The sequence below is a fragment of the Achromobacter maghribensis genome (genome assembly GCF_057334215.1).
Map to the genome: position 1 here is coordinate 272723 of NZ_JBHFII010000005.1, position 22485 is coordinate 295207.

A 22485-nucleotide genomic window follows, 5' to 3' on the forward strand; every position below is an offset into this window, starting at 1 on the left:
CGGCAAGGGCGCCCGCTGCGGGCTGCGCCTGGCGCAAGCCGGTTCTATTGTGCCGAGCCCGGCGTGCCCCGGGGGGTCAGCACCAGGATCGAACCACGCAGTTCGGTAATGATGTGTTCGCCGGCGCGCGGCGTCTGGCCGTGGGCCAGCTCGGCCTGCCAGTGCGCGCCGCGATACCAGACGCGCGTAGTGCCCTGGTCGGACCAGGCTTCCACCGCCACCGTCTGGCCGATATCCAGATTGACGTCGGCATTGCGGGCCGAATTGACCTCGCGCTTTTTCAGGACGCGTGTTTTGCGTAGCAGCAGCAAGCCCAGCAGCAGCACGACGCCGCACGCCACCAGTTGCCATTCCAGGCCGGCGCCCAGCCAGGCGGCAACGCCCGCGGCCGCCAATCCCAGGGCCACCAGCAGCAAATAGAAGGTCCCCGTCGCCAGTTCCCCGATAAGGGCCAGCGCGGCCAGTCCCAGCCAGATCCACATAGTCTTAAGGTCGCCTGAAAGGATGAGTCGTGAGCGGATTGTACGTATTTCCGGGACGCAACGGGGCCGGATGGCGTCCTCGTGAGCATTCGCACTGGATTATGATGTGCGTAGATGCCGCGGTCCCATCCGGATCGTCGGCATCCGCCCCTTCCACGCACAAGCTTCCATGACCGCTGCAATATCTTCCGCCCTACCCGTCCTGATCCTGCACACCGGCGATCCGGACGACACGCTTAAAAGCCAGTTCGGCGGCTATGCCGAACAACTGGCGCAAGCGGCCGGCCTGGCCACGGACGCCGTCGAAGTCGTCGCCGTGCACGAGGGCCAGCGCCCCCAGGCTCCCGCCCGCTATCGCGCCGCCCTGATCACCGGCTCGCCCGCCATGGTCACGGACAAGGAACCCTGGAGCGAAGACACCGCCGCCTGGCTGCGCGATGCCGCCACGGTCGGCCTGCCCATGTTTGGCGTCTGCTACGGCCACCAGTTGCTGGCGCACGCGCTGGGAGGCAAGGTCGGCTATAACCCCGCCGGCCGCGAAGTGGGCACGCAAACGGTCGAACTCCTGCCGCCAGCGGCGGGCGACAAGCTGCTTGCCGGCCTGCCGCCCACCTTCCCCGCGCAAATGCTGCACGCCCAGACCGTGCTGCAACCGCCGCCCGGCTCGGCCGTGCTGGCGCGCTCGGACCTGGACGAGCATCAAATGATCCGCATCGGCCGCAACGTGTTTTCCACCCAGTTCCACCCCGAATTCGGCCCGGACTTCGTCCGCGCGCACCTCGAGCGCTACGGCCGCCGCTACGCCGCCGAAAACCTCGACATTCCCGACCTCTCGGCCAATGTCCGCGCGACGCCGGTGGCGGGCGGCCTGCTGCGCCGGTTCCTGGATGTCTACGCGCCTGCCTGACCGGCCTGCCCGCACGCAACATCCGGAGTGCGGCGTCCGGATGCCTTTGAGACCATGGGGTCATCGCGCATCTGACCATGCGCCCGACAGGAGTCCCGTATGAGCCCAGCCGCCGCCCCCTTGAGCAAACAGCATGCCGCCGCCGTCGAGCGCGCCTGCCGCGCCCTGGAGGCCGAGCAGCCGCCCGATCTGTCCGCCCTGGCGGAACAGGCCGGCATGAGCCGTTTCCATTTCCACCGCATCTTCAAGGCCGCCACGGGCATCACGCCCAAGGCGTATGCCAATGCCCTGCGCGCCAGCCGCGCGCGCCAGCAGCTCAAGCAAAGCGCCAGCGTCACGGACGCCATGTACGAGGCTGGCTTCAATTCCAGCGGCCGCTTCTATGAAGCCGCGCCGGCCATCCTGGGCATGACCCCCACCGCCTTCCGCAGGGACGGCGAAGGCGTGGATATCCGCTTCGCCGTGGCCCAATGCTCGCTGGGCGCGCTGCTGGTCGCGGCCAGCAGCACCGGCATCTGCGAAATCGCCCTGGATGCGGACCCCGAGCGATTGGTCCGCAACCTGCAAGACCGCTTCAAGGCCGCCCGGCTGATCGGCGCGGACACGGAATTCGAAGCCTGGGTGGCCGCCGTGGTGGGCTTCGTCGAAGACCCTTCCCGTGGCCTGGACCTGCCACTGGACGTACGTGGCACCGCTTTCCAGCGCCGCGTCTGGGAAGCCCTGCGCGACATTCCCGCCGGCACGACCGCCACCTACACCGACATCGCCGCACGCATCGGTTCGCCGCGCGCCGTGCGCGCCGTGGCCCGCGCCTGCGCCACCAACAACATCGCGCTTGCCATTCCCTGCCACCGCGTCGTTCGCACCGACGGCTCGCTGGCCGGCTACCGCTGGGGCATCGAACGCAAACGCGTGCTACTGGCTCGGGAAGCGCACGCGGCCTGATCTTGCCGTAACCCCGCCGCCCGCCATCGTCATGGCGCGGCGACGACCTGCGCTTTGGCGGTTTCAGCAAGGAACGACTCGATGGCCGCCGCCAGGGCAAGCGGCGTTTCGTTCATGGGATAGTGTCCGGCGGCCCTCAGCACTTCAAGGCTCGCCAGGCGATACCGGCGAAGATAGGTGCCGGCCATCAACGCCGCATTGAACGTCGGATCGTGTTCGCCCACCAGCACCTTCACTGGATGCTGCCCCGTGATCTCGTCGCCGAAGTCCGTATCGGCCCACGCTCGGAGATACGCGGCGAATGCGTCGGGCGAAGAACACGCTACCGAATACGCGGCCTTCCATTGCACCCAGGCCGGGGGCAACCGCTTGCCGGTGCTGCGGTCGATGATGGTTCTGCGATGCTCCGCTTGTCCGGCGGCACCATCAAGCAAGCGCCGCGTCGCTGCGTCGTACCGGATGCCGCCGCAAGGCACGGGAGCGATCGCCACCAGGCCCCGCACCCGGCCCGGGGCCAACGTGGCGACGCGTTCCATTGCCATGCCACCCATGGAATGCCCGATCATGCTGAAGGCGTGGAATCCGAGTTCGTCGGCAAGCGCCAGCGCGTCGACGGCGATCTCGTCGATCGTGTATGCCCCGGGCTCTGCGCGCCTGCCGCCATAGCCGCGATAGTCCATGAACACATAGCTGTAGACGTCCCGCGAGAGCCAAGGCTCGATCGGCTCGAACGAGCGGGCGTCGCCAAACCAGCCGTGCAGGACGAGAACGGCGTGAGGGCCCGTCCCCACGCGATGAAAAGTACTGGGCATATCGCCTCCGATGCGTATGGAAAGCCGGCGCCCCCGAACGCGCCGCCGACATGGAATCGTAGGCTCGCCTGCCCTGGCCCGCCTTCGTAAACAGGCCAATGAATATAGAATTCGGGCCATGCGCAATACGCTGCTCGATCCCTACGAAGACATCCCGCGCGACGTGGTCGTCACCGCGAACGATTACCCCGCCAACTCGACGTTCCCCGTGCACGCGCATCGGCGAGGCCAGTTCGCGTTTGCCTCTCGCGGCGCCATCAGCGGCGCCACGCCCGACGGCCGGTGGCTCGTTCCGCCGCAACGGGCCTGCTGGCTGCCCGCGGGCATGGCGCACGAGATGACCATGTCGGGGCACGTGACGATGCTCAATGCCTTCCTGTCGCCGCGCGAGGCGGATGCCGGCCGGATGCCGGCCCATTGCTGCGTCTATGGCGTTTCGGCGTTGCTCAAGCATTTGCTTGAAGAGGCCGTCGACCTGCCGCCCCTGTACGACGAGCACGGGCGAGCGGGCAAGCTGATGGCAATGCTGACGGCGGAAATAGCGTTCATGCCGCGCCTGTCGCTTCATGCGCCCTTGCCGCGCGACCCCCGCCTGGCGCGCGCGTGCCGGGAAATGTTCCAGGCGCCGTCGATTGCGATCGGGCTGGACGCCATGGCGTCCAGCGCGGGCATGAGCCGGCGCACCTTCACCAGACTGTTCCGTGCACAAACCGGCGTAAGCGTCGCCGCATGGCGCCAGCAGGTTTGCCTGCTGGCCGCCATCGAACGCTTGAGCCAAGGCCAGGCCGTGACCCGGGTTGCGTTGGACCTGGGCTACGCCAGCCCTAGCGCCTTCACCTCAGCATTCCGCCGGACGATGGGCGATACGCCGACCCGATACATGGAAGTGCGCCCGGCGGCGTGACCGCAAGGCCCTGCCCTACGCTTCACACGCTTGCTGCCCCGAGGGCGTTTTCTTGCCCGGAAAGGCCGGCGACAAGAAAAAAGCCCCGCATCGTTTCCGATGCGGGGCTTTTTGATCAGCCAGCCAGTCGTTACTTGGCCAGGCGCTGCCAGGTGTCGACAACGGTATCCGGGTTGAGCGACATCGACAGGATGCCCTCGTCCTTCAGCCATTGCGCAAAGTCCGGGTGGTCGCTGGGGCCTTGGCCGCAGATACCCACGTACTTGTTGGCGGCCAGGCAAGCCTTGATCGCGCGGCGCAGCATGAACTTCACGGCTTCGTCGCGTTCATCGAAGTCGGCGGCCAGCAGTTCCATGCCCGAATCGCGGTCCAGGCCCAGCGTCAACTGGGTCATGTCGTTGGAACCGATCGAGAAGCCGTCGAAGTACTGCAGGAATTCGTCGGCCAGGATGGCGTTGGACGGCACTTCGCACATCATGATCAGCTTCAGGCCGTTTTCACCGCGCGCCAAACCGTGCTTGGCCAGCAGGTTGACGACCTTTTCCGCCTGGCCCACGGTACGCACGAACGGCACCATGATCTCGACGTTGGTCAGGCCCATGTCGTCGCGCACCTTCTTCAGCGCTTCGCATTCCATGCGGAAGCACTCGGCGAAGTCTTCGGCGATGTAGCGCGACGCGCCGCGGAAGCCCAGCATGGGGTTCTCTTCCTCGGGCTCGTAACGCGAACCGCCGACCAGCTTGCGGTACTCGTTGGACTTGAAGTCCGACATGCGCACGATCACCGGCTTCGGGTAGAAGGCGGCGGCAATCGTCGCCACGCCTTCGGCCATCTTCTCGACGAAGAACGCACGCGGGCTGGCGTGCCCGCGGGCCGCCGATTCCACGGCCTTCTTCAATTCGCCGTCCACATTCGGGTAGTCCAGGACCGCCTTGGGGTGAATGCCGATATTGTTGTTGATGATGAATTCCAGGCGAGCCAGGCCCACGCCGCTGTTCGGAATCTGCGCAAAATCGAACGCCAACTGCGGATTGCCCACGTTCATCATGATCTTCAGATCGATGGCGGGCATGTCGCCGCGGCGCACTTCTTCCACTTCGGTTTCGATCAGGCCGTCATAAATGCGGCCTTCGTCGCCTTCCGCGCAAGACACGGTCACGGCCTGGCCTTCCTTCAGCAGGTCGGTCGCGTTGCCGCAGCCCACGACAGCCGGAATGCCCAATTCGCGCGCGATGATCGCCGCGTGGCAGGTACGGCCGCCGCGGTTCGTCACGATCGCGGCCGCGCGCTTCATCACGGGTTCCCAGTTGGGGTCCGTCATGTCGGTGACCAGCACGTCGCCCGGCTGAACCTTGTCCATGTCCGAAATGTCGGCGACGACACGGACGGGGCCCGCGCCGATCTTCTGGCCGATTGCGCGGCCGGTGATCAGGACCTGGCCGGTCGCCTTCAGGCGATAGCGCTGCTGGACGTCGTTCACGCCCTGCTGCGACTTCACCGTTTCCGGACGCGCTTGCAGGATGTAGATCTTGCCGTCGACGCCGTCGCGGCCCCACTCGATGTCCATCGGGCGCTTGTAGTGCTTTTCGATGATGACGGCGTAGCGCGCCAGTTCATTGACCTCGTCGTCGGTCAGCGAATAGCGGTTGCGCTCGGACACCGGCACGTCCACCGTGCGCACGGCACGGCCTTCGGGACGCTCGGGGTCGAATTCCATCTTGATCAGCTTCGAGCCGATGCGGCGGCCGACGATGGGGAATTTGCCCTGAGCCAGCGTGGGCTTGAAGACGTAGAACTCGTCCGGGTTGACCGCGCCTTGCACGACGGTTTCGCCCAGGCCATAGGACGACGTGATGAACACGACGTCTTCAAAGCCCGATTCGGTGTCGATGGTGAACATGACGCCGGCGCTGCCCTTGTCGGAACGCACCATGCGCTGGATGCCGGCCGACAAGGCCACATCGGCGTGAGCGTAGCCCTTGTGCACGCGATAGGAAATGGCGCGGTCGTTGTACAACGACGCGAACACGTGGCGGATCTTGTCCAGCACGTCATCGATGCCGACGACGTTCAGGAAGGTTTCCTGCTGGCCGGCGAACGAGGCGTCGGGCAGGTCTTCCGCGGTGGCGGACGAGCGCACGGCGAACGAGCCCTTGCCGTCGGCGTCCAGCTTGGCGAAGGCTTCGCGGATCTGGGATTCGAATTCGGCCGAGAACGGGGCCTCGACCAGCCATTGACGGATTTCCGCGCCGGCGTTGGCCAGCTCGCGTACGTCTTCGGGGTTCAGCGTCGTCAGGCGTTCAGCGATGCGCTTGTCCAGGCCCGACGCCTTCAGGAAGTCACGGAAGGCGTCAGCGGTCGTGGCAAAGCCGCCCGGCACGCGGACACCCGCGCCAGACAGCTGGCTGATCATTTCGCCTAGTGATGCGTTCTTGCCTCCTACCGAGTCCACGTCCGTCATGCGGAGCTGCTCGAACAAAACAACGTACGACATTGAAGTCACCTTTTACAATGGAATGAAAGCGAGTTTGGTCAATGCATGGATAGGCGGAAAACTCCGCATTTTCAAACGCTGACCAAACTGGCCTTGGACCGCCCTTGGGGTGACTTATAGGGGCCTGATTGTACTCGGTGGAGTACCGTCGGCTATCTGACTGGTTGGAATTTTTTACACATGACATCTACCCCGATCGTACGCACGGTATACATCGTTTCCGACAGTACCGGCATCACCGCCGAGACCTTCAGCCAGTCGGTGCTGTCCCAGTTCGAAGAGGTGGAATTCAAGCCGATCCGCCTGCCTTTTGTCGACACGCTGGAAAAAGCCGCCGAGGTCGCCATGCGCATCGACCGCAGCGCCCTGGAAGCCGGCGTGCCGCCCATCGTGTTCAGCACCCTGGTCAACCCCGAGATCCTGGCACGTGTTCGCCAGGCGAACGGCATCTTCATGGACCTGTTCGGCACCTTCGTCAGCCACATCGAGCAGGCGCTGGGCCTGAAGTCCAGCCACTCCATCGGCCGCTCCCACATGCAGGCCAATTCGGAAAAATACCGAAACCGGATCGACGCCATCAACTTCAGCCTGGCCCACGACGACGGCCAGTTCGTCAACCAGCTGGACCAGGCCGATGTGATCCTGGTGGGCGTGTCCCGCTGCGGCAAGACGCCTACCAGCCTGTACCTGGCCATGCAGTATGCGATCAAGGCGGCCAACTTCCCGCTGACGCCGGACGATTTCGAACGCGGCACCCTGCCCTCGACCATCGCGCCGCACCGCGGCAAGCTGTTCGGCCTGTCCATCCAGCCCGAACGGCTGGCTGAAGTCCGCAACGAACGTCGTCCGAACAGCCGCTACGCGCAGCTGGAGCAATGCCGTTACGAGGTCGCTGAAGCCGAGCGCATGATGCGCCGCGAAGGCATTTCCTGGTTGTCCAGCACCACCAAGTCGATCGAGGAAATCGCGACGACGGTGCTGCAGGAAGTGGGATTGGACCGCGGTTGAAGCAAGGTTGAAATGAACAGGGCGCGCCATCGGCGCGCCCTGTTGGCAAACATCCAAGCCCGATCAGGGCTGGCTTCGTGGCGGGATCACAGGCCGGGCACCCGCTCGGGCGAGGCCGCGCCCCAATAGCGCAGGCCCTGCATTTCATGCACCGCCAGCTCGGCGGGGTCGACCAGTTGCATCGACAACTTGCCCACGGCGCCCGTGCTGCCCAGCGATTCCGCCATGATGCGCACATAGCGCGTCTGGCCGGCATCCAGCATGAAGCTGACGCCATCACCCGTCCAGTACAGATTGGTCACGACATAGCTACCCGCCGGGCGGTCGACGTAGAAGAAACTGGCCGGCTTGTTGCGGCCAACCACTTCATTGTTGACCCGCAGCTTCTGCTGCGACGATGCGAAGTTCGAAGGTTGCGGCTGATAGAAGTAAATCCGCCCCTTACCCTCGGCAATCGGCGGAATCCGATTCTCCAGCACTTCATACTTGCCCCCGGCGCAACCGGCCAGCACCACGGCAACGGCCGCTGCGGCCAACATTTTCAGCCACGTTTTCATTGGCGCATCTCCACAGGCAACGTCACGGGGCGGGACAAGGGCATGAAGGCGCCTTCGCCGGGAAGGTAGAAACCGACCATTTTTCCGGACGTCGCGACCACGTAGGCCTCGCCCTGGCGGCGGGTCTGGACCGTGAACAAACCACTTTGCGAGCGATAGACGTCGCCTTGCGGCAAGGCACCCACGCGGCGCCACTGCGACCCCGCCGGCAGCGTGACGCTGCTGTCGTTGGGCAGCGGGGCGATCACGACCCGGGACAGCTGGATCGTATGGACAGGATCCGCGGGCGCCACGGGGACCATGGCGATTTTTTGCGTGCTGACCGACATGCAAGCGGCCAACGCGAAGGCACTGGCGGCAGCCACCAGCAACGCCCGTCCTGCCCGCATGAAACGCCCTTCAAGCTTGTGAACCGGCGATGACGCCATAGACACCTCGGAAAAATAAAGCATGAAGTATATGAGGGCGACTGAATTTTACAAAATGTGCATCGCGCTCATCCGCAGCGTGCGGCAGTACCGGTCAGCGAGTGCGGGTCCGCAGCGCCTGGCGACGCTGCTCGAACAGGCAGATTGCCGCAGCCGCCCCGACATTCAGCGATTCGACGGCCGCCATATCGTGCGGGATACGCACTTTGAGGCGCGCCGCAGCCAGCAAGCCGGCAGCGACCCCTTGGCCCTCGTGCCCGAAGACCCAGGCACAGTGCGCGGGCAGATTGCCGTCGTACAGGTCTTGCGCACCGTCCAGCGCGGTCGCCACCAAGGGCACCCGCAGGCGCGGCAGCAAACCGGCAAGGTCGACGTGTTCATGGATGGCCAGCGCAAAATGCGCGCCCTGCCCGCTGCGCACCACCTTCGGTGACCAGGCAGCGGCCGTGCCGGTTGCCAGGAACACGCGCTTCACGCCCGCCGCCGCGCAGGTGCGCAGCAAGGTGCCGACGTTGCCGGGGTCCTGGATACGGTCGAACAGCACGCAATTCTCTTGCACGTCCGCCGGCAACTCCGGCACCGGCGGCGTCACCACGAAAGCAACGCCCTGCCCGCTTTCCACGCTGGCCACCGACTGCATCAGCCGCGCGTCCAGCGCCAGGCAGCGGGCATCCGGCACGGCGGCCGCCAGCGCTGCGATATCGGGCTGCGACAGCCGCTCAACGTCGAACACGGCCTGGTCAGGCGCGCCGTGATGCTGCAGCCAGGCCTGACACAGGTGGACGCCGTCCAGCAGCACGGGCGCGCCGCGCTTGCCCGCCGACCCCGCCAGCTTGGCCAGCGCCTTGACCGCGGGATTGTCGCGGGAACTGATGTGCTTCATGAGACCAGGCCGAAAGCCTTGATGGGAGCGAAACTGCGGCGATGTTCGGCGCAGGGGCCGTGTTCGCGCAGCAACTGCAGGTGCAGCGCCGTGCCATATCCCTTGTGCTGGTCGAACGCGTATTGCGGATACAGCGTGTGCAAACGCATCAGGTCGGCATCGCGCGCGGTTTTGGCCAGGATGGATGCCGCGGAGATCGCCGGGACCAGGGCATCGCCCTTGATGACGGTCTGCACCGTGCAGGCCAGCTCGGGCGCCTGGTTGCCGTCCACCAGCGCCAGTTGGGCGGGCGTGGAGAGGCCCTGGACGGCCCGCTGCATCGCCAGCATGGTGGCGCGCAGGATGTTCAGGGAATCAATCTCGCCCACGCTGGCGCTGGCCACGCACCAGGCCAGGGCGCGTTCCTGGATCAGCAACGCCAGCGCTTCGCGCGTGGCGGCTTTCAGCACTTTGGAATCGGCCAGTCCCTCGATCGGCCGATCGGGGTCCAGGATGACTGCCGCCGCGTACACGGCGCCCGCCAGCGGGCCACGGCCGGCCTCGTCCACCCCTGCCGTCAGCAGGGCCGGTTGCGCCGGCGCCACGAACAGGTCAGGCTGCTCCACCCGCCACCTCCAGGATCGCCTGGGCGGCCAGGGCTGGCGTGTCGCGCAGCAATTCCTGGTGCATGGCGGTAAAACGGGACTCGACGCGGGCGATCAGCGCATCGTCGGTCAAGGACGCCCACGTCGCCTCGGCCAGCTTTTCGGGCGTGGCGTCATCCTGTAGCAATTCGGGCACCGCGAAATCGCGCAGCAGCACGTTGGGCAGGCCGACCCAGGGCAGATACGGCCGCTGCTGCCCCGATTTCCACGTCATGATGCGACGCATCCAAGGCGACAATACGTAGGAAATCACCATGGGGCGCTTGTACAGCGCCGTTTCCAGCGTGGCCGTGCCGCTGGCCACGAGCACCGCGTTGGCGGCTTCCATGACGGACCAGGCGACGGGCGCCTTGCGGTCGCCGCCGGCGCCATGCAGGTCATCGGCGGTGATGCAGCGCAGGCCGGGCACCGGATGCTGCGCCAGAATCGCCTGGAATTCCGCGCGCCGCTGGTCATTCACCATGGGAACGACGCATTGCAGGGCAGGATCTTTCTTCATCAACAACTGGGCGGCCTGCAAAAAACGCGGCGCCAGCAGCCGGATTTCGGACGAACGGCTACCCGGCAAAATCGCCAGCACGCGCGCGTTCGGGTCGATGCCCAAGCTTGCGCGGGCGGCGGCGCGGTCCGGCTCCATCGGGATGGCGCCGGCCAGCGGGTGGCCCACATACGTCACCGGAATGTTCTCCTTCCGGTAGATCTCTTCCTCGAACGGGAAAAGCACCAGCATGTGCGACACCGATTCGCGGATCTTGTGGATGCGTTCGTAACGCCAGGCCCAGATGGACGGGCCCACAAAATGCACCGTGGGGGTGCCGGCCAGGCGTAGTTGGTGTTCCAGCCGGAGGTTGAAGTCGGGGGCATCGATCCCCACGAATACCTTCGGCGGCTCAGCCAGCCAGCGGCGCTTGACGTCGCGATACGTGCCCAGCAGGCTGGGCAACCGCTTCAAGGCGTCTACGTAGCCGAATACGGTCAGCGCATGCATGGGATGCCAGGTGTCGAACTCGCGGGCCTGCATCTGCGGCCCGCCAATACCTTCGCAGCGAACGCCGGCGTCGCGTGCTTGCAGACCGGCAATGATGCGTCCGGCCAGCAAATCGCCCGAAGGCTCGCCGGCCACCATGCCGATCCGCGTGTTCATGGACGAATGATGCCGCGTGATGCGACGTCCAGGAAATCGAGCAGCGTTTGCAGGTGCTCGGCCGCCTCGGGCGTGTCTTGCTGGCGCTTGCGCAACTCGGCGCGCGCCGCGTCCAGCGGCAAGCCGCGGCGGTACATGATCTTGTAGGCCTCACGCAGCGCCGAAATCATCACCGGGGTAAAGCCCCGACGCTTCAGTCCTTCGACGTTGATGCCCACGGGGCGGCACGGGTTGCCCGCCGCCAGCACGAACGGAGGCGAATCCTGCATCAGCGAACTGTTGCCACCGGTCATGGTGTGCGCACCCACGCGCGAGAACTGGTGCACGCCGGTCAAGCCGCCAATGATGGCCCAGTCGCCCACATGGACGTGCCCGCCCAGCTGGACCGAATTGGCCAGGATCGTATGGCTGCCGATGTGGCAGTCATGCGCGACGTGCACATAGGCCATGATCCAGTTGTCATTGCCCAGCGTCGTTTCGCCGCCATCCTGCACCGTGCCGGTATTCAGCGTGACGAATTCGCGCACGGTGTTGCCGTCGCCGATCGTCAGGCGCGTCTTTTCGCCCGCGTACTTCTTATCCTGCGGCATGCCGCCGATCGAGCAGTACCGGTAAAAACGGTTATTACGCCCGATGGTCGTGACACCGTCGACCATGCAGTACGGGCCAATCTCGGTTCCCGCACCGATCGTCACGTCAGGCCCCACCACCGCGAACGGTCCGATCACGGCGGTCGGGTCGATTTTTGCCGCCGGGTCAACGACAGCGGTAGGATGGATATGTCCTGCCATTTACTCTTCCAGGCTGCGGATCGCGCACATCAGCTTGGCGGACGCCACTTCCTGTCCGTCGACTGTCGCGCGCGCGGCGTATTTACAGATGCTGCGGCTCAGGCGTTCGGCTTCAACCTCGATGCGCAACTGGTCGCCCGGCACGACGGGGCGGCGGAAGCGCGCGCCATCGATGCCGACGAGGTAGTACGCCGTCTTGGAGCCTTCGCACTTCAATCCGCCGTTTTCATCCGTGAACGAAAACAAGGCCGAGGCTTGCGCCATGGCTTCGACGATGAGCACGCCCGGCATCACCGGATGGTGAGGAAAGTGGCCGCTGAAAAACGGTTCGTTGATCGAGACGTTCTTGATGGCGACAATGGATTTGCCGGGCACCATTTCAACGACGCGATCGATCAGCAGCATCGGGTAACGATGCGGCAGCCTCTCCATGATCCCCTTGATGTCGAGTTCCATTTTTCTATGCTTTCCTGCGAAATGAAATAATTTTGGCGCGTGCGCGCCAGGGCGGCAATCGCGCGCCCTAGTCTTTTTCCAGCGTCCGCACGCGGCGGCGCAGTTGCGCCAACTGTTGTATCACGGCTGCGTTGCGCTGCCATTCGCCATGCTCCGCATACGGGAACACCCCGGTATAGCGGCCAGGCTTCGAAATGCTGGACGTCACCGCGGTGCCGCCCGATATATGTACGTCGTCGGTCAGGCTCAGGTGGCCCGACAGCATCGCCGCGCCGCCGATGGTGCAGCGTTCGCCGATGGAGGTCGAGCCCGCTATGCCGACGCATGCCGCCACGGCGGTATGCGCGCCGATGCGCACGTTGTGGGCCACCATGATCTGGTTGTCCAGCTTGACGCCGTCCGCCACCACGGTGTCGTCCAAGGCGCCACGGTCGATGGTGGTGTTGGCCCCGATTTCGACATCGGCGCCGACAGTCACGCCACCCAATTGGGGAATCTTGCCCCAGGCGCCCTTGCCCAGCGTGGGATCCGGCGCAAAGCCGAATCCGTCCGCACCGAGCACGGCGCCACTATGGATGATGGCGCGCGCGCCGACCTTCACGCCTTCATACAGCGTGACGTGCGCATGCAAACGGCTTCCCGCGCCGATGGACGACCCGGCGCCAATGACGCAGCCCGGCCCCAACACCGTATCGCGGCCGATACGCGCCGCGGCTTCCACCACGCAATTAGGGCCGATACGCACGCCTTCTTCGATCACCGCGTCAGGCGCGATCACCGCGGAAGGATGCGTGGCGGCAGGTTGCGCAGGCCGCCGGGCGGCATCGAACCATTGCGCAACGCGCGCGTAAAGCAGATAGGGGTGCTTACAGACGACCAGCGCGAACGGCGGCCGCGCGGCGCCCTCGGCTTCCAGCGCCTCGGCGACGTCGGCCGAGACGATGACCGCCCCTGCCTGCGTGGCGCCAAGTTGGCTCTGGTAGCGGGGGTTGGCCAGGAAAGCGATTTCCTGGCTGCCGGCCGAAGACAGGGTCCCGATGCCGCAGACCCGCAAAGGGTCCGCGCCGGGCACCGCGCTGATACGCCAGTCCATTCCCTGGGTGTCGGCAGCGCTCAACAGTGCTTCAAGTGTTGGCGCGCGGGCAAGATCCAGTAAAACCGGCATAACTCGACGGGTACTGCTTACTTGCCCAGGCTCTGAATCACCTTGTCGGTGATGTCGATGCGCGGGTTGACCGTCACGGCGTCCTGGATGATCAGGTCGTAGCTTTCTTGCTCGGCGATGCGCTTGATGGCCTCGTTGGCCTTCGTCACGATGCCCGAGAACTCTTCATTGCGGCGGCGGTTGAAGTCTTCCTGGAATTCACGACGCTTGCGTTGCAGGTCGGTGTCCAGGTTCGACAGTTCGCGCTGGCGCTTGACGCGGTCCGACTCCGACAGGACAGGCGCATCCTTGTCGAATTTCTCGGCTTGCGAACGCAGGCTGTTGTTCAGGCGCTGGAGTTCGTCGTCGCGCTTCTTGAATTCAGCTTCGATCTTGCTTTGCGCCGTCTTGGCCGGGCCCGATTCACGCAGAATCCGCTCGGTGTTGACGAAGCCGATCTTGGTGTTTTGAGCTTGCGCGGGGATCGCAGCAGCCGAACCGAGAATGAGCGCACCCACCAGGGCAATGGAGCCGCCCAGCTTGCCACGGCGTTTCACGCCCGGCGTCTTCGATGATTTAAGTGCGAAATCAGACATCATGAAAATCTCACCTTCCAGTAAGGCAAAGCCAAAGTGTGTATTGTGCCACTAAACAGCAAGGGAGCCGGTCCAGGGGGCCCCTCCCTTGTTTTCAAGCGTAACGGCTTGCTTAGAAACCCGTCCCGATCTGGAACTGGAAGCTTTGCTTGTCGTCACCCGCCTTGGAATTGAGCGGACGGGCGTAAGACAACTGCAGCGGGCCCATCGGCGACTGCCACGACAGGCCGATACCTGCCGAGAAGCGCCAGCCGCAAGGATCTTCGACCTCGGTGTTGTTACGTCCGCGCGTGCAGCTCAAGCCGCTGCCCGCCGCCACCTGGCCCGCGTCGCTGAAGATGAACCAGCGCAACGTGCGGTCTTTCGAGGCGCCCGGGAACGGCAGATACAGCTGCGCGTTGGCGATCACGCGGCGCGTGCCGCCCAGATAATCGCCCGTGAGCGTATCGCGCGGACCCAGCGACGACCCTTCGTAGCCACGAACGGTGCCGATACCGCCGGCGTACACGTTCTTGATGATCGGGTAGTTCTTGCTGCCGTAGCTGCGGCCCCAATCCACCATGCCGTTCAAGGCCAGGGTGTAGGAACCGCCTAGCGGCACGAAATACTGCTGCTGGCCGGTCAGCATGGTGTATTGCAGGTCGACCGTGGACACGTCGGCCTTCAGGCGGGTGTACGAACCCTTGGTCGGAGCCAGCGCGCTGTCGCGCGTGTCCTTGGACCAGCCCGTGCTGAAGATCACCGAGTTCGTGGAATCGCCGTATTCGCCGACGAAGTCCTTGTAGGCCTGCGGCGAATTCGTGAACAGGTCGATCTGGTTGTGTTCGAAGTTCGCGCCCAGGAAGATCCGGTCGTATTCCGAGATCGGAATGCCGAAGTTCATGCCCAGGCCGATCGCCTTGACGCGATAGTCGCCGTCGTTGTTGTTCCAGGGTTCGGTCACGCGGTAGTACGCGGACGTCGTGCGGCTGATGCCATCCTTGGTCCAGTACGGATCGGTGTGCGACAGCACGATCGCGCGGTTCGTCTTGCTGGTGTTCAACTGCAGCGTCAGGTTGGTGCCGCTGCCGAAGACGTTGTCTTCGCTGATACCGGCCGACAGGATCGCCTTTTCGGACGAGCCGTAGCCCACGCCCAGGTTGATCATGCCGGTGGGTTTTTCCTTCACGTCGACGTTCACGTCGACCTGGTCGGGCGAGCCCGGAACCGGATCGGTCTTGACGTTGACGTCGCTGAAGTAGCCCAGGCGATCAACGCGGTCGCGCGAGGTCTTGATATCTTTCGCGTCGTACCAGGCAGCCTCTTGCTGGCGCATTTCGCGGCGCACGACTTCGTCGCGCGTGCGGGTGTTGCCCCCGATCTGGATGCGGCGCACATAAACGCGGCGGCTGGGATCGACGTAGAACGTCAGGTCGGCTTCGTGCTTGGCGCGATCCAGCTGCGGGTTCGGGTTGACGTTGGCGAACGCGTAGCCCAGTTCACCCAGGTAGTCGGTGATGGCTTTGGCCGAGTCGTTGGCCTTGGCGGCCGAGAACGTCTCGTTCGGCTTGGTCTGCACCAGCGCGTTGATTTCCTTGTCCAGACCCAGCAGGTTGCCGGCCAGCTTCACGCTGCGCACCTTGTAGGGCTCGCCTTCGTGGACCGTAATCGTGATGCGGATGTCTTTGCGGTCGGGGGAAATCGTGACCTGCGGGGGTTCGACCGAGAACTCCAGGTAACCCTGGTCCAGGTAGAACGAGCGCAGGCGTTCGAGGTCGCCCTCGAGCTTTTCGCGCGAGTACTTGTCGGTATCGGTGTACCAGGTCAGCCAGCCGGGCGTGGTCAGCTTGAACTCATCAAGCAGGTCGCCTTCGGAGAACGCCTTGTTGCCGACGAAACGAATTTCCTGGATGCGGGCAACGTCGCCTTCGAACACGTCGAAGCTCACGCCCACGCGGTTACGCGGCAGCGGGGTCACGGTGGAGGTGACTTCGACGCCGTACTTGCCCTTGGACAGGTATTGCTGCTTCAGTTCGTATTCCGCGCGCTCAAGCATCGAACGGTCGAAAATGCGGCCTTCGGCAAAACCGACCTGCCCCAGCGACGTGGTGATCGCCTTGGAGTCGAATTCGCGCATGCCGTTGAAGTTGACGGAGGCGATCGTCGGGCGTTCCTGCACGACGACCACGACAACGTTGTTGTCCGTCTGGATCTGCACGTCGGTGAAGAAGCCCGTGCCGTACAAGCGGCGGATCGCTTCCGTGGCTTCTTCTTCGGTGAATTTCTCGCCCACCTTGACGGGGAGATAACCGAAGACGGTGCCGGCGTCAGTCCGTTGAATACCCTCTACGCGGATATCCCGCACGACAAAAGGGTCGAAGGCTTGGGCCATGGCCGGCAGCATTAATGCGGCGATGAGACCCGGCAGTACACCCTTTTTGTGATGAAACATCCGGCGAAAAGACATCCTTGAGTATCCTCGGTCGTGCAAATGGCGGGGGATTTTATGCTAAATCGCGCTTACGTGAATAAACGCGTGAAATCGTTGAACAGCGCAAGCCCCATGAGGCCTGCCAATAAACCTATGCCGGCGCGCTGCCCGATATCGATCCACCTCGCTGGCGGCGGGCTACCCCGCACAATTTCGACGAGATAGTACAGCAGATGGCCTCCATCCAGCATAGGAATGGGAAGCAAATTTAGTACGCCAAGACTGATACTGATCAAGGCGATATAGGCGATATACGCAACAATTCCGATTCTTGCGGTCTGGCCGGCGTAATCCGCGATCGTGACGGGGCCGCTGACATTGCGCCAGGACACATCACCCGTCACCATGCGGCCCATCATGCGCAACGAGAACCAGGCGGTGTCCCACGTGCGCACAGCGCCGCGCCACACGCTTTCGAAGATGCCATAGCGCACCGTGACCATCGGGATATCGCCACCGAGCTGCACGCCCAAGCGGCCGATTTCCTGGCCGTTGACCAATTCCGGCCGCGGGGTGACGTTCAGCGTGACGTTAGCGCCGTCGCGCACCAGCGTCAGCGCCAGCGTCTTGCCAGCGCTTTCCTGGATCTGCTTGACGAGCGCGCCCGTGTCGGGCGTGGGCTGGCCGTTCACCGCGATGACGAGGTCGCCCTGACGCAAGCCGGCCGCCTGCCCTTCCCCGCCGTCGTTGACGGCGCGCACGGCAGGCTTCGGTTGGGCCAGACGGATGCCGGCTGCGGCGAGCGGATCGCCGCCGGAGGGATCCATCGCGTTGGCGGGAAGATTCAGTTCGCGCTGCTGGACGGCGCCTGCGGGCGTGCTGACCTCGATCTGGGCACGGCCGCCGGTGGCCATGACGTCCATCAGGCGCCAGCGGGCGTCGGACCAGGAATTGACCTCCTGGCCGTCAATCGCCAGGATGCGGTCGCCGGGCAGCAGGCCGGCCTGCGACGCAGGCGTGTCGGCGGCAGGCTGGGCAATGATGGCTTGCGGCTCGTCGGTGCCGGCCATGTTCAGCCCGGCATACAGGAAGACGGCAAGGATCAGGTTGAAAATGGGGCCGGCGGCGACGATGGCGATGCGCTGGCCGACCGACTTGTTGTTGAACGAGCTGGCCACTTCAGCAGCGGAAGCGCCGGGAGGCGGATCGTCCTGCATCTTGACGTAGCCGCCCAGCGGCAAGGCGGAAACCGCCCATTCCGTGCCATGACGGTCCGTGCGGCGCAGGATGACCTTGCCGAAGCCTACCGAGAAACGCAGCACTTTCACCCCGCACAGGCGGGCCACCCAATAATGTCCCAGCTCATGGAAGATGATCAGGGAGCCAAGCGCTACCGCAAAGGCCAGCAGGGTGAAAAGCATCGGGATCGGGATCTAGAAAATCTGAAAACAAGCGCGGCCAGCCATCAGGCCAGCCCCAGGTTACCTGCGAAGATGCGCGCTTCGGAATCCAGCGCAAGCACGTCGTCAAGACTGCCGAGCGTAACAGATGCTTGCCGTGCCTGCCACTCCAGGGAAGCCTCGATCACCCGCGGGATCCAGGTATAGGCAAGCCGGCCACCCAAAAACGCATCGACGGCAACCTCGTTGGCGGCGTTGAGCGCGACGCAGGCAGCCTGCCCCGCCCGCAGCGCCGCGAACGACAGCGCCAGGCACGGAAAGCGGGCCAGATCCGGCTTTTCGAAATCGAGCCGGCCCAGGCGGGTCAGGTCCAGCGGGCCTACCCCGCTATCGAGCCGCTCGGGAAACCCCAGCCCATAGGCGATCGGGGTTCGCATGTCGGGTTGGCCCAGTTGCGCCAGGATCGAGCCGTCTTCGTACTCGACCATGGAATGCACGACGCTTTGGGGGTGCACCACGACCTCGATGCGATCCGCGGGCATGGCAAAGAGCCAGTGCGCCTCGATCACTTCCAGGCCTTTGTTGAGCATGGTCGCGGAATCGACGGAAATCTTGCGGCCCATGCTCCAGTTGGGATGGGCGCAGGCCTGGTCGGGGGTCACCTCGTGCAAGTCTTCGAGGTCGCGGTTGCGGAACGGGCCGCCCGACGCGGTAAGCAGCAGCCGACGTACGCCGGGTGCCGGCGCATCCGGTGCACCGGCCCGCCCGCCGTGCGGCATGCATTGAAAAATAGCGTTGTGTTCGCTGTCGATAGGCAGCAATTCCGCGCCGTTATCGCGAATAGCCTGCATGAAGAGCGAGCCGGCGGCGACCAGCGCCTCTTTGTTGGCCAGCAGCACGCGCTTGCCGGGGCGGGCGGCGGCAAGCGCAGCCGGCAAGCCGGCTGCGCCGACGATCGCGGCCATGACCGAATCGCATTGAGGGTCCGCGGCCGTATCGGCCAGGGCTTGCGCACCGACCCGGACTTCGGGCATGGGCTGGCCGCCGGCCCAGGCGGCGGCGAACCGCTTGCGAGCCGCCTCGTCGGGCACCACCACCACGGCGGCGCGACTGGCCTGCGCCTGCTCGGCCAGGCGCTCCATGCGGCTGTGCGCCGACAGCGCGTAAACCGCCAGCCGCTCGGGGTGGCGGGCAATCACATCCAGCGTGCTTTCACCGATCGATCCCGTCGACCCCAGCACGACGACGCGTTGAAAAGCCCTCAAAACAACACTCCAGACAAAAGTAGCGCGAACGGCGCGACGGGAAGAATCGCGTCAATGCGGTCATAGACGCCACCGTGACCGGGCAACAGCGTGCTGGAATCCTTGCGGCCGGCCCGACGCTTGAGCAGCGACTCGAACAGGTCTCCCACAATGGACAGCACGCCCAGCAGCGCCGCAATCGGCAACGCCAGCCAGAAGCTCCAGCGTTCGACCAAGGCATAGCCGAACGAGTCCGCCCACAAGCTGGACAGACCGACCCAGATCACGGCGCCCAGCACACCGGCGATGGCGCCTTCGATCGTCTTGCCGGGACTGACGCGCGGAGCCAGTTTACGCTTGCCGAAAGCCCGGCCGGCAAAATAGGCGGCAATATCCGCGACCCAGACCAGGGCCAGCAGCGACACCACGAAACCCGCGCCACGGGCCATGAACATCTGCGCCAGCACCGCCCAGGCGGCAAATGCGGCGGGCACCGAAAAAACGGACCAACCCAGGCTGGCCGGCGCCGCATCGGAGCGCCCGCGGACCACGGCGGCGACGCCACCGAACAGCCACACCGCGCAGACGGCAGGCACAACGTAGTACAGCACCCAGGCGGGGTTGCTCGCGCCGGTCCCGTCGCCGGTCAGCCATGCGGAGGTCAGCGCCAGCATGCCGCCGAACAGCAACACGGGAATACCCACGGAAATCAGGGGGGATGGCGGCTGCGGGAGCGTCAGGCGCAACCACTCCCAGTTGGCGCATGCGGCGGCCAGGGCCAGCAAGGCAACAAACCACCAGGGATTGGCGCTGATCATCGCGGCGGCCAGAACGGCCAACAGAATGACGGCGGTAACAATACGCTGACCCAACATGTGATGGTCTCCTCGTGTGCTGCTTTGGAAAGGCGCGCTCGTCGCCGTCTGCTTATTGCGCGCCGTTTTCGCTGACTTGCGCGCTGGTGCGGCCAAAGCGCCGTTCGCGGGTGCGATACCAGTCAAAAGCCGCTTGCAGCTCTGCGGCGCCGAAATCCGGCCAATAGCGGTCCGTGAAGTAGAACTCCGCGTAGGCCATCTGCCAGATCAGGAAATTGGAAATGCGCTGTTCGCCGCCCGTGCGGATGAACAGGTCGGGCTCGGGCGCCCAGGACATGGAAAGGTGCCGGGCCAGCCGCTCTTCATCGACTTTTTCAGGATGGGAGGCAAGCGTCGGCTCCTCCGCCAACATGGCGCGGGTGGCCTGCAGGATGTCCCAGCGGCCGCCGTAGTTGGCGGCCACGGTCAGGTGCAGGCGGTCGTTGTGCGCGGTGCGCTCCTGGGCAGCGAAGATCAGCTCTTGCAAGCGGGGCTCGAATGCGCTCAGGTCGCCGATGACATGCAGGCGCACGCCCTGCTCTTCCAGTTTACCGATCTCGCGCTCCAGGGCCTGCACGAACAGGCGCATCAGCAGCGACACCTCTTCAGCAGGCCGGCGCCAGTTCTCGGAACTGAAAGCGAACAGGGTCAGGTAGCGCACGCCGGCGCGGCCGCAGGCTTCGACCACGCGGCGCACGGCCTGTACGCCCTTGGCGTGCCCCGCCGTGCGGGGCAGCAACCGACGCGTCGCCCACCGGCCATTGCCATCCATGATGATGGCGACGTGCTCGGGGATATCGCGAGTATCGGGAACCGCCTGGGTCGAACTGGTTGCCATGGATTGGGGACTGCGCGGAAGACCGGCGAAATCAGAAATACGGGAGAAAAACCTGCGCCGTCGTTCCATCGCTGCTGCATGAAGGTGCTGCGGGGCAATGGAAAGGACGGCGCATAGGCAAGAAATCCTGATGCCGGGACGAACGGAACAAACCGTCCGCCCCAAGGCGATCTGGAATTATACGGTCATGATTTCCGCTTCTTTCTGGACGACCATCTTGTCGATGTCGGCCACGGCGCGATCGGTCAGCTTTTGGACATCGTCCTGCGAACGACGCTCGTCGTCTTCAGAGATCTCTTTGTCCTTGACCAGCTTCTTCAGTGCTTCGTTCGCTTCGCGGCGCAGGTTGCGCACGGCGATCTTGGCATCTTCGCCTTCGCTGCGCACGACCTTGGTGAGGTCGCGGCGGCGCTCTTCCGTCAGGGCCGGCATCGGCACGCGGATGGTGTCGCCCATCGAGATGGGGTTCAGGCCCAGGTCGGATTCGCGGATGGCCTTTTCGATCGGGCCAGACATCTGCTTTTCGTAGGGCTGCACGCTGAGGGTGCGGGCGTCCACGAGGTTCACGTTGGCGACCTGGCCGACAGGCACCGGCGAACCGTAATACTCGACCTGCACGTGGTCCAGGATGCCGGTATGGGCGCGGCCCGTGCGGATCTTGCCCAGGTTGATCTTGAGCGTATCAAGCGACTTGGACATTCTGTCTTCGGCGGATTTGCGAATTTCTGCGGCGCTCATGGAATTTCCTTTTCTTTAAACGTGTACCAACGTGCCTTCGTCTTCGCCGCTGACGACTCGCTTGAGCGCGCCGGACTTATTGATCGAAAACACTTTGATCGGCAGCTTCTGGTCACGGCACAGCGCGAACGCGGTGGCGTCCATGACTTCCAGACGGCGCACGATCGCTTCATCGAAGCTGATCCGCGCATAGCGCGTAGCGGTGGGATCCTTGTTGGGATCCGCGCTATAGATGCCGTCCACTTTGGTGGCCTTCAACACGATCTCGGCACCGATTTCAGCGCCGCGGAGCGCGGCGGCGGTATCGGTGGTGAAGAAGGGGTTGCCCGTGCCCGCGGCGAAGATGACTACCTTGCCCTCTTCGAGGTAACGCAAGGCCTTCGGGCGGATGTAGGGTTCAACGACCTGATCGATGTTCAGGGCGGATTGTACGCGGGTGTCGATACCCTTGTGCTTGAGCGCGTCTTGCAGCGCCAGCGCGTTCATGATGGTGGCCATCATGCCCATGTAGTCGGCGGTGGCGCGGTCCATGCCCTGCGCACCCGGGGCGACGCCACGGAAAATGTTACCTCCGCCGATGACGATGGCCAGTTCGACGCCTGTCGCGGCGACCTCGGCGATCTCATCGGTCATGCGGACGATGGTGGCGCGATTGATGCCAAATGCATCATCGCCCATCAGCGCCTCGCCGGAAAGTTTGAGAAGAACCCGTTTGTATGCTCTGCTGCTCATAGGTGATATCCCGAAGAACAATCCGACGAAAGTGTAAGACAAGAATGGGGAGCCCTGCGGCGAAAAAGGCCGGA

The 22485-nt window shown here is 64.5% G+C and carries 23 protein-coding genes; 4 read left to right on the plus strand and 19 right to left on the minus strand.

Annotation, left to right across the window (positions count from 1 at the left end; translation table 11 throughout):
• Positions 1 to 44: 44 nt before the first annotated feature.
• On the minus strand, positions 45 to 482 hold the full coding sequence (locus ACE039_RS02820; protein WP_105559695.1) for an NfeD family protein: 438 nt from the start codon (positions 480 to 482) through the stop codon (positions 45 to 47).
• A gap of 169 nt (positions 483 to 651) precedes the next feature.
• Here ACE039_RS02820 and ACE039_RS02825 point away from each other — a divergent pair, with 169 nt between their 5' ends.
• Both ACE039_RS02825 and ACE039_RS02830 read left to right on the plus strand, forming a co-directional pair.
• Positions 652 to 1389: a glutamine amidotransferase gene (locus tag ACE039_RS02825; protein ID WP_448708461.1), complete on the plus strand. Its 738-nt coding sequence runs from the start codon at positions 652 to 654 to the stop codon at positions 1387 to 1389.
• 99 nt (positions 1390 to 1488) lie between these two features.
• Positions 1489 to 2334, plus strand: a complete 846-nt coding sequence (locus tag ACE039_RS02830) for a bifunctional transcriptional activator/DNA repair enzyme AdaA (RefSeq protein WP_485821633.1) — start codon at positions 1489 to 1491, stop codon at positions 2332 to 2334.
• Positions 2335 to 2363: 29 nt separating this feature from the next.
• Here ACE039_RS02830 and ACE039_RS02835 read toward each other — a convergent pair whose 3' ends face one another.
• Positions 2364 to 3146, minus strand: coding sequence for an alpha/beta fold hydrolase (locus tag ACE039_RS02835; RefSeq protein ID WP_485821634.1), 783 nt, complete (start codon positions 3144 to 3146; stop codon positions 2364 to 2366).
• A 118-nt stretch (positions 3147 to 3264) separates the two neighbouring features.
• Here ACE039_RS02835 and ACE039_RS02840 point away from each other — a divergent pair, with 118 nt between their 5' ends.
• A complete protein-coding gene (locus ACE039_RS02840; protein WP_485821635.1) occupies positions 3265 to 4050 on the plus strand; it encodes an AraC family ligand binding domain-containing protein in 786 nt (261 codons plus the stop codon).
• Positions 4051 to 4180: 130 nt separating this feature from the next.
• Here ACE039_RS02840 and ppsA read toward each other — a convergent pair whose 3' ends face one another.
• A complete protein-coding gene (gene ppsA, locus ACE039_RS02845; RefSeq protein WP_105559698.1) occupies positions 4181 to 6544 on the minus strand; it encodes a phosphoenolpyruvate synthase in 2364 nt (787 codons plus the stop codon).
• A gap of 180 nt (positions 6545 to 6724) precedes the next feature.
• Between ppsA and ppsR the strand changes: the two genes are divergently transcribed.
• Positions 6725 to 7552 carry a posphoenolpyruvate synthetase regulatory kinase/phosphorylase PpsR gene (ppsR, locus tag ACE039_RS02850; protein ID WP_105559699.1) on the plus strand — a complete coding sequence of 276 codons (828 nt, stop codon included), beginning with the start codon at positions 6725 to 6727 and terminating at the stop codon, positions 7550 to 7552.
• Positions 7553 to 7638: 86 nt separating this feature from the next.
• Here the strand turns inward: ppsR and ACE039_RS02855 are convergent, their stop codons facing one another.
• The 16 genes from ACE039_RS02855 to pyrH form a co-directional block, all read right to left on the minus strand.
• A complete protein-coding gene (locus ACE039_RS02855) occupies positions 7639 to 8109 on the minus strand; it encodes a DUF2846 domain-containing protein (protein WP_105559701.1) in 471 nt (156 codons plus the stop codon).
• Positions 8106 to 8498, minus strand: a complete 393-nt coding sequence (locus ACE039_RS02860) for a hypothetical protein (RefSeq protein ID WP_233214294.1) — start codon at positions 8496 to 8498, stop codon at positions 8106 to 8108. The genes ACE039_RS02855 and ACE039_RS02860 overlap by 4 nt, the downstream gene beginning before the upstream one ends.
• 133 nt (positions 8499 to 8631) lie before the next feature.
• Positions 8632 to 9420 carry a TrmH family RNA methyltransferase gene (locus ACE039_RS02865; protein ID WP_448708455.1) on the minus strand — a complete coding sequence of 263 codons (789 nt, stop codon included), beginning with the start codon at positions 9418 to 9420 and terminating at the stop codon, positions 8632 to 8634.
• On the minus strand, positions 9417 to 10025 hold the full coding sequence (gene rnhB, locus ACE039_RS02870; protein WP_485821636.1) for a ribonuclease HII: 609 nt from the start codon (positions 10023 to 10025) through the stop codon (positions 9417 to 9419). The genes ACE039_RS02865 and rnhB overlap by 4 nt, the downstream gene beginning before the upstream one ends.
• Positions 10012 to 11208: a lipid-A-disaccharide synthase gene (gene lpxB / locus ACE039_RS02875; RefSeq protein WP_448708454.1), complete on the minus strand. Its 1197-nt coding sequence runs from the start codon at positions 11206 to 11208 to the stop codon at positions 10012 to 10014. The genes rnhB and lpxB overlap by 14 nt, the downstream gene beginning before the upstream one ends.
• On the minus strand, positions 11205 to 11999 hold the full coding sequence (lpxA, locus tag ACE039_RS02880; protein WP_105559707.1) for an acyl-ACP--UDP-N-acetylglucosamine O-acyltransferase: 795 nt from the start codon (positions 11997 to 11999) through the stop codon (positions 11205 to 11207). Before lpxA ends, lpxB begins: the two co-directional genes overlap by 4 nt.
• Positions 12000 to 12455: a 3-hydroxyacyl-ACP dehydratase FabZ gene (fabZ, locus tag ACE039_RS02885; protein ID WP_448708452.1), complete on the minus strand. Its 456-nt coding sequence runs from the start codon at positions 12453 to 12455 to the stop codon at positions 12000 to 12002.
• 67 nt (positions 12456 to 12522) lie between these two features.
• A complete protein-coding gene (gene lpxD / locus ACE039_RS02890) occupies positions 12523 to 13620 on the minus strand; it encodes a UDP-3-O-(3-hydroxymyristoyl)glucosamine N-acyltransferase (protein ID WP_485821637.1) in 1098 nt (365 codons plus the stop codon).
• A gap of 17 nt (positions 13621 to 13637) precedes the next feature.
• Positions 13638 to 14198, minus strand: a complete 561-nt coding sequence (locus ACE039_RS02895) for an OmpH/Skp family outer membrane protein (protein WP_313459829.1) — start codon at positions 14196 to 14198, stop codon at positions 13638 to 13640.
• Positions 14199 to 14307: 109 nt separating this feature from the next.
• Positions 14308 to 16641, minus strand: a complete 2334-nt coding sequence (gene bamA, locus ACE039_RS02900) for an outer membrane protein assembly factor BamA (protein ID WP_313459831.1) — start codon at positions 16639 to 16641, stop codon at positions 14308 to 14310.
• 53 nt (positions 16642 to 16694) lie between these two features.
• Positions 16695 to 18026 (minus strand): RIP metalloprotease RseP, encoded by a 1332-nt coding sequence (gene rseP / locus ACE039_RS02905; protein ID WP_448708450.1) that lies wholly within the window; start codon positions 18024 to 18026, stop codon positions 16695 to 16697.
• Positions 18027 to 18070: 44 nt separating this feature from the next.
• A complete protein-coding gene (locus tag ACE039_RS02910) occupies positions 18071 to 19270 on the minus strand; it encodes a 1-deoxy-D-xylulose-5-phosphate reductoisomerase (RefSeq protein WP_485821638.1) in 1200 nt (399 codons plus the stop codon).
• The gene (locus ACE039_RS02915) at positions 19267 to 20124 is read right to left on the minus strand and encodes a phosphatidate cytidylyltransferase (protein WP_485821639.1); all 858 of its coding nucleotides are present in this window, start codon (positions 20122 to 20124) and stop codon (positions 19267 to 19269) included. Before ACE039_RS02915 ends, ACE039_RS02910 begins: the two co-directional genes overlap by 4 nt.
• Before the next feature lie 52 nt (positions 20125 to 20176).
• Complete coding sequence (gene uppS, locus ACE039_RS02920; RefSeq protein ID WP_105559718.1) at positions 20177 to 20941, minus strand: polyprenyl diphosphate synthase; 765 nt, start codon at positions 20939 to 20941, stop codon at positions 20177 to 20179.
• 177 nt (positions 20942 to 21118) lie between these two features.
• Positions 21119 to 21679 carry a ribosome recycling factor gene (gene frr, locus ACE039_RS02925; RefSeq protein WP_006223439.1) on the minus strand — a complete coding sequence of 187 codons (561 nt, stop codon included), beginning with the start codon at positions 21677 to 21679 and terminating at the stop codon, positions 21119 to 21121.
• A 15-nt stretch (positions 21680 to 21694) separates the two neighbouring features.
• Positions 21695 to 22411, minus strand: coding sequence for a UMP kinase (gene pyrH / locus ACE039_RS02930; protein ID WP_006223440.1), 717 nt, complete (start codon positions 22409 to 22411; stop codon positions 21695 to 21697).
• Between the last annotated feature and the right edge of the window lie 74 nt (positions 22412 to 22485).